The 5416-nt window shown below is 39.2% G+C and carries 8 protein-coding genes and 1 CRISPR repeat array; of the genes, 7 read left to right on the top strand and 1 reads right to left on the bottom strand.

The genetic code is table 11. The features are described 5' to 3' along the window. Positions 1-210 precede the first annotated feature (210 nt). A CRISPR array of direct repeats spans positions 211-728; the repeat unit is 28 nt; unit sequence GTCTGCCCCTCGCAGGAGGGGATGAATC. 16 nt (positions 729-744) lie between these two features. Genes LI091_RS18120 through LI091_RS18135 form a run of 4 tightly spaced genes read left to right on the top strand, consistent with a single transcriptional unit; the run spans position 745 to position 2220 of the window. After that, positions 745-1041 (top strand): hypothetical protein, encoded by a 297-nt coding sequence (locus LI091_RS18120; RefSeq protein ID WP_173734683.1) that lies wholly within the window; start codon positions 745-747, stop codon positions 1039-1041. A gap of 39 nt (positions 1042-1080) precedes the next feature. Beyond that, positions 1081-1716 (top strand): hypothetical protein, encoded by a 636-nt coding sequence (locus tag LI091_RS18125; protein ID WP_173734684.1) that lies wholly within the window; start codon positions 1081-1083, stop codon positions 1714-1716. A 47-nt stretch (positions 1717-1763) separates the two neighbouring features. Beyond that, positions 1764-1991: a hypothetical protein gene (locus LI091_RS18130; protein WP_173734685.1), complete on the top strand. Its 228-nt coding sequence runs from the start codon at positions 1764-1766 to the stop codon at positions 1989-1991. A gap of 43 nt (positions 1992-2034) precedes the next feature. Beyond that, positions 2035-2220 (top strand): helix-turn-helix transcriptional regulator, encoded by a 186-nt coding sequence (locus LI091_RS18135; RefSeq protein ID WP_173734686.1) that lies wholly within the window; start codon positions 2035-2037, stop codon positions 2218-2220. Positions 2221-2461: 241 nt separating this feature from the next. Here LI091_RS18135 and LI091_RS18140 read toward each other — a convergent pair whose 3' ends face one another. Then, positions 2462-3460, bottom strand: a complete 999-nt coding sequence (locus LI091_RS18140; protein ID WP_173734687.1) for a hypothetical protein — start codon at positions 3458-3460, stop codon at positions 2462-2464. A 175-nt stretch (positions 3461-3635) separates the two neighbouring features. Here LI091_RS18140 and thyA point away from each other — a divergent pair, with 175 nt between their 5' ends. The 3 genes from thyA to LI091_RS18155 all read left to right on the top strand — a co-directional run bounded on the left by thyA (position 3636) and on the right by LI091_RS18155 (position 5152). Continuing rightward, positions 3636-4622, top strand: a complete 987-nt coding sequence (thyA, locus tag LI091_RS18145; RefSeq protein WP_173734688.1) for a thymidylate synthase — start codon at positions 3636-3638, stop codon at positions 4620-4622. 75 nt (positions 4623-4697) lie between these two features. Then, positions 4698-4946, top strand: a complete 249-nt coding sequence (locus tag LI091_RS18150) for a hypothetical protein (protein WP_110102610.1) — start codon at positions 4698-4700, stop codon at positions 4944-4946. Positions 4947-5026: 80 nt separating this feature from the next. Beyond that, a complete protein-coding gene (locus tag LI091_RS18155; protein ID WP_265191439.1) occupies positions 5027-5152 on the top strand; it encodes a hypothetical protein in 126 nt (41 codons plus the stop codon). Positions 5153-5416 lie beyond the last annotated feature (264 nt).

The raw sequence follows: 5416 nt of genomic DNA on the forward strand, positions 1-5416 counted from the left end.
TAGCTGCGTAAAAAACAGTAGTGGTGGTATGGACCCACCCTGAATCTACGGGGCCCAGGCTCCGCACATCAGATGCTCGGTAATTTAATTGCCGAGTAGTTCACGCATATTATAAGTAGAGGAAATGATGTGTAACGAGTTGAAAATGGCATTTGTGCAAATTGCACAATGAGGTGTTTAAGGCGGCTGAAAGCCGCATAAACACTGAGTGTCTGCCCCTCGCAGGAGGGGATGAATCGTTTATCACCGTATTTTCGCTGAATTTCATTAAGTCTGCCCCTCGCAGGAGGGGATGAATCAGAAGAAGACAAGGGAACTAGGCTGCGTGTCATAGTCTGCCCCTCGCAAGAGGGGATGAATCGTTGCAGAATCTGGGATAACCCGGTAATGTGTTGTCTGCCTCTCGCAAGAGGGGATGAATCGACTTATGCGACATCCATGATAGATGGACATGTGTCTGCCCCTCGCAGGAGGGGATGAATCGAGAGAGACAAAACCGATGGTGATTGAGATAAAGTCTGCCTCTCGCAGGAGGGGATGAATCAACAGAGGGTACAACCTCCGCCAAGATTGCATCCGTCTGCCCCTCGTAGGAGGGGATGAATCGATGCGTGAATGCGTATGCAGCAGTCATTAAGCGTCTGCCCCTCGCAGGAGGGGATGAATCGCAGAATGAGCTGACAGATAAGAATATTAAAAAGTCTGCCCCTCGTTAGAGGGGATAAAACACAAGGAGAAAAAAATATGCAAAAACACAATTGGAAAATCAACATTGTCAACGAATGGACTGGAGATAAAAGGTGTTTTCGGTATAATGGAACTGTTGATGAGACAAAAGACTTTCTATTAAAACTTGCTGAAGAAGATTGTGACAAATATGGGACTGAAGGTTCTTGGTTTCTTCCATATGACAGGTCAGACGTTCGCGAAGGAGTTAAATGGAATGGCAAATCATGTGTTCTAAGCAGCCTGTATGCATACAATGGATTGTTAAATGGTGATATTACATATGAAGCAATATTGATTTCAGATATATCTTAAGATATAATAAAAATATATACGAAATAAGAGGAAAAATATATGGAAATCATCAAGAGAGCAAATAGAGTAATATATAAGGTAAGCGGAGAAGCAATCAGTATTCCTTCCAGAATGTATCCACTTGAGTCTGATTCGTTTCAGTGTTTTAATGCCGATAACACAAGCGAAATTGTGGATGAAAAAATTAAGGATATCTTTGATTCAATCAAATCGGAAACCGGAAGATGCTTTACAAATGCTGAAACCCTTTGCGTAGCTTTAAATAAAGCAGGATACCCGGCAGAGCAATATGTCGGATGGCTATTCATGGAAGATGAGTTACCGATTCATCACAGTTTTGTTGTACTTAATGACCATATACTAGATTTGTCAATTTCTCTGAAATCTGAGGATTTTGCAAAACTGGATTCTATGACGAAGATATATAAAACAAAAGATGAAGCAAGAGAGTATATTGCAGAATATATACTGCAAAAAGAGCAGTTGCCGAATCATCAGCGCTGTATTTTTGGCATAGTTGACAAAATGTATCATTACATCGGAGCACCAGGTACAAGAGAAGATGGAATAAAAAGAAATAAAGAATTAAGAAAAATATATCCACAGCATCCATGTTTTCAGGATGTGAAGAATGGTATAACAAGAGGGCAGGAGATTCTGTTAAGAAAAAAATGAAAAAAATAAGAAGATTAATAACAAATCCATATACAAAAAAAATTAAAATGACAACTTTGTACGAATATCCGGCAAAAGTTGGAACTACTGGTTCAACGGTTATATGGCTGCTGGAAGAAGCAGAAAAAGGAAAACAAATATTCGGATTCTGTCTGGAAGACAGATATTCTCCGTATATGACAGGACAGGCGTTCCGGTATGTCGAAGCACAACGCTTTCTTGTAACTGATATTCAGAATCGTCCAAGTGGTGAATTTCTGATAATCAGTAGATAAAAAAGATATGAAAACGTGATGTGATTGGAGTAAATATGAAAATATGAAAAATAATCTTAAAATTGGCAGAGAAAATAAGAATATGACAGCTAAAGAAGTAAGCGAAAAAATTGGCGTGACTAAGCAGGCTGTTTACAATATGGAAGCTGGCAAGAGTAATCCAGCCGTAGATACGTTGATGAAATTTGCAAAGCTGTATAGCGTCAGATTGATTATTTGCTGGGACTAACAAATTTCGAAAATTTCAAATCGCAGTATGAACATTTGCAATCATTAGAAGGTGATGAGTTGTTTGCCGCGTTAGATGCGCTAAGTATTAAGAAATGGACAAAAAATGGTGAAGAATATTCAAAATTGGATGATGGATGGTATGTGGCTATTAGAGCCATGTAAAAATGATAATACAGAAAAACTCTCGCATATACAAAAGACAGGACGAAAATAAGTTCGTCCTGTCTTTTGTATATATATTAGTCAAATCGGTCCATTCTGGATTTCCATTTGTTTATTTCGTCCATTTCATGCGAAAAATTCGGTTTTTTTGCAAAGCCTCCATATTTGACAATTAGCTTGTATGCAAGTGATTCTTCGGAAGTGGCTTCGCGTACAGTGAACCACTCGCCAGTTTTTTCATTGAAGAAGAGCCAGTAGTCAGTGCCATCTTTGGCTAATAGAATGCCACCATTTTTCATGCCTTCTTTAATAGGGTAGTCTGGATTAATGACTTTTCCAACGTCGAAAACATTTCGTTCGTTAAAGGTATAGGTTCTTCCGTGAATTTCCATGGTATGCTTGAAATACTTGGAATTTCCTTTTTCGCCTTGCTCATAACGTTCAGATGTATCCCAGCTTGTTACATCTTGTGAATCAATGTCTTTTTGTTTCTGATATTCAGAAATTTGTTCCTGGATTCTCTGCCAATATTCTTGTTTTCTCTGAAATGAGGCCTTCATTTCTTCAAGGCTGTAATTTGTAAAGGCTGGGGCTAATAGCACTCCGCCGTATTCTATTGGTGAATTAATAGACTCGGCCATTAAATCAAGAATAACATCGCCACTAATACCAATGGCAATAGCACATTTTTGGGATGAATGTCCTACGGCTCTTTTGATTATCTGCATCGGCTTTCTGCCAGAAAAAATAGCATCATATTCTTCTTTGTATCTTTTTTTGTATTCTTGTTTGTTGTCGTATTTTAGATGGAATAACATATCTGTGTATGCTTTTTTTACAACCGCAATATTGTGTAAGGATAACCCATCTTCTACGACATCTTTACCGTGAACTGTTATGCGAATTTGTTGCTCAGTAATAATACAATCATCGGTAAATCCTAAAACGAGCATAGGTCCATGCCCATCCATTGAAATTGTGGTCTTTACGGTTAACATATCTTCAGATGGAGCCATTAGTAAAGTAAAATCATGTCCTTCAATGGTGTAAGTCCAGTTTTTCGAGATTATAGTCATAAAATATTTCTCCTTTCCAAGGAAATATATAAAAACTTTGTTCTCTTTCTATATGAATAATGATAACAAAATCTAATAATATCGTCAACTTGCATGCACATTTTTTTTTGCTTGCAAATTCATCATATTATTCTTGCAAAACTAAAAAAAATAACAAAGAAAAGGAGAGGTAAAAATGAGTTATGCAGATTTAGTATTCAAAAATATGTGTCAGGATATTCTGGAGAATGGAACCGATACTCGCGGAGAAAAGGTTAGACCGCATTGGCCGGATGGCGCATCGGCATACACAATCAAAAAATTTGGAGTATGTAACCGGTATGACCTGCGAAAGGAATTTCCGGCGCTAACGCTGAGAAAGACGGCATTAAAAAGCGCGATGGATGAGATTTTGTGGATTTGGCAGAAAAAGTCAAATAACATTGCCGATTTAAACAGCCACATTTGGGACAGCTGGGCTGATGAGGATGGCAGCATTGGTGAGGCATATGGCTATCAGCTTGAGAGGAAATTCCAATGTAAAGATGTAACACTTGAAGGACTGCGGACCGCATTTCCGGATGGCGAATACGAGCTGGTTGGTTTTGGTACTGAAATGTTTGCTGCGCTTGATGATGACGGCAATGCTGCCAGATGGTATGCAGTTAAAACACCAGGCGAGCCGTGGAGCATGGACCAGGTGGATAAGGCCATCTACGACCTGAAAAATACACCGTTCAGTCGCAGAATTATGACGAATATTTATAATTTTGCAGACCTTCACGCAATGAACTTGTATCCATGTGCCTACAGTATGACGTTTAATGTCACTCAGGATAAGGACTCTGACCGATTGGTTTTAAATGCTATTCTGAATCAACGTTCTAACGATATCCTGGCTGCCGGCAATTGGAATGTATGCCAGTATGCATTGCTGGTAATGATGATTGCCCAGGTGTGTGACATGATTCCAGGCGAGCTGGTACATATGATTGCTGATGCACATATCTATGACAGGCATGTTGATATTATTAAGGAGTTGCTGACGCGAGAACCACTGCCGGCTCCGGTAGTGAAACTGAATCCGGATGTGAAGAATTTCTATGACTTCACGGTTGATGATTTGATTGTTGAAGACTACCAGGCGCATCCACAGATTAAAAATATCCAGGTGGCAATTTAACACGTGCTTTGCATAATGCGGCAGTGAAAACCATAGGCTGCCGCAAAAATCACAAAATCAGAAAGGAAAAATAATATGAAAATTGTTCGAGACGGAAAAGAATATGAGTTAACATCTGAAGAGCTGGCTGCAGCAAGTGCAGAGTTTGTGACAAATTTCATGAAAAGTGAGATGATGGGGCGTTGCGAAATTTCTGATGAAGAACTTGCCGAAGAGCTTGCTGAAAAAGCATATGATAGATATTGCGAAGGAAACGGCGAGACAGAAGGAGAGTGTATCGACTGGGCTTATTACTCATGGCTTGAATCTGCAAAAGAAGAATAATCCTGCTGCTTAATTGGCAGCCCTGCTTTGGGCAGGGCTGTTTTTTTTTGCGGCAGAAAAATCAGAGAAAGAAAAAAAGCATGCAAAAAAAAGAGAAAACGAATACTCAAAAAAATCTTAAAAAAGAACAAAAAAAGAGAAAAAAAGAACCAGCTGTCTATGCGACAGCTGGTTTAATGTTGAAAAAGTGTTTCGTTAAAGCGTGAATTTGGAACTCGGTTTGTCCTGCGTCTGTGTCAGCAAATATGCTACAATTGAGGGTTTATCTGCCTCATTTGCGACCTGCAAAAGCTGTTTGATTGCTGCTTTTGACAACAACTTAAAGCCGATAAATTCGGCGAACTCATCATCCTTGTTTTCTTTAATATATCGCAGCGCAATCTGTTTTGCACAGCGTCTTAAGTACTTTTCAAGTTTAGGATTTAAAGCGGGAATCCTCGGTTATTCTATATCCGAGATGAAAGCGCATA

Source organism: Blautia sp. MSK20_18 (assembly GCF_020553125.1).
GTDB lineage: Bacteria > Bacillota > Clostridia > Lachnospirales > Lachnospiraceae > Blautia_A > Blautia_A fusiformis.